The sequence below is a fragment of the Ferruginibacter sp. genome (assembly GCF_031430955.1).
Lineage (GTDB): Bacteria > Bacteroidota > Bacteroidia > Chitinophagales > Chitinophagaceae > Ferruginibacter.
In genome coordinates this window covers 1-1,614 of sequence record NZ_JANPCM010000385.1, presented here as the reverse complement: position 1 = coordinate 1,614, position 1,614 = coordinate 1, and the positions used below count along the sequence as shown (strand labels likewise).

1 protein-coding gene is annotated in these 1,614 nt (G+C 37.5%); it reads right to left on the bottom strand.

The window, feature by feature from the left end:
- Nucleotides 1-102: 102 nt before the first annotated feature.
- A partial coding sequence (locus tag ACY65O_RS10985; protein WP_462220905.1) for a YfhO family protein occupies nt 103-1,614 on the bottom strand: 1,512 nt, incomplete at its 5' end.

Here is a 1,614-nt window from a genome sequence, read left to right as displayed (position 1 = left end):
TGCGAAAAAAACTTAAAAAACAACGCAATGTTTTTTTGCCCGCCCAATTTTGCCGGTAAAAATTTATAAGAGATAAGTGTTAAAACTTTTATTTCGCTGGTATTATCCATCAGTTTTAACGGGCTTGTTTCCTAATGATTTTTTTATTTCCCATGCAATGGTTCCAATGATAAGCAACAGCATTACCCAAACAAAAAATATAGTTATTGCAGAGCCGGTAAGGTAAACCGGCGGCTCTAATTTAAATACAATAGTATGTTTGCCTGCAGGCAGCATTAATGCCCTTAAAACATAGTTGGCTTTAATAATGTCCGCTTTTTTGCCATCAACATAAGCATTCCAGTCTTTATAAAACACTTCGCTGAAAACGGCCAGCTGTGGTGCGGCAGTATTACTTTCGTAAGCCACTTCATCATTATCAAACGCAGTTTGTTTTATGTAAGCGGCACTGTCTGGTGCTGTAAAATTACCAATTTTAGATTGGTACATTTTATCCACTATCGCAGTGTCTTTTGGATTAAAATCAGTGAGCGCTTTCATTTCTGCCACCGCACCATCAACATAAGTAACCCCTTTTACCAACCAGCAATTGCCCAATGCGCCGGGGTTAGGTATAGCCGTTTCTTCTCCGGCCTTTTGCCCTGGTTGAATAATGTATTTGGCATTCAGCATATTTAATACATTGCTGTTAGGTGTACCCGATAACTGGTAAGTTATTAAATCATCGTAAATAGCCAGCTTGGCAGCAGAGTACCCGCCAATGGTTTTATGATGGTAAGATGATTTAGATTGCTGAAACGGATCGCCTTTGCTCATATCATACACACGGTAATTCGGGTCTTTATCCTGCAGTATCTGCTGATCGGCTTTTGAAACAGGAAATTCAGTTGTTTCAAAATCGGCCTTATTGGCAAAACTTTTTGCGTTAAGAAATTTAGTATCAAAACTAAACAACTCAATAAATGCCGCCACTGTTACACCTGCTATTAAAACGGTTGTATTTAATTTCTTCTTTAAAAACAGCACAATAAATGCTGCTGCAATTAAAACATAAACTAAAGAGGCAGCAATATCTTTTATTAAAAAAGATGCCCTGTCTTTTCTCAGTGCAGTTAAAATACCTTTTGCTTTTGTCTCGTCACTCAGCCCTACTCTAAACAACAGGTCTTCATAAAAACTATTATCAACCAATGGCTGCATATTTTTATCGTTATTTATTTCACCATATTTTGCCTGCATTTGTTCCTGCGGCGCTTTGCTTTGCAGCATGGCGTTAATGGCTTTGGTACGGTTTTTATTTTCTGCACTAAAATCGCTGGTAAAATAAATACCTGTAACAATTATAAATAATGCAGCAGTAGCAATGGCACCCCATTTAAATTTTTTCCAGGTTTCGGCTTCCTGCTGATGGGTAATAATATGATCTAAACTTAATGCCGCCAGTATAGGTATCACTATTTGCGGAATTACCAGCGTCATTGTTGGCACACGAAATTTATTATACAGCGGTAAATTATCAAACAGAAAATAATTAAAGCCCGGTAAGTTTTTTCCCATCGCCATCAGTATGGCTAAAATGGTACAGGTAAGTATCCACCATTTATGTTTACCATC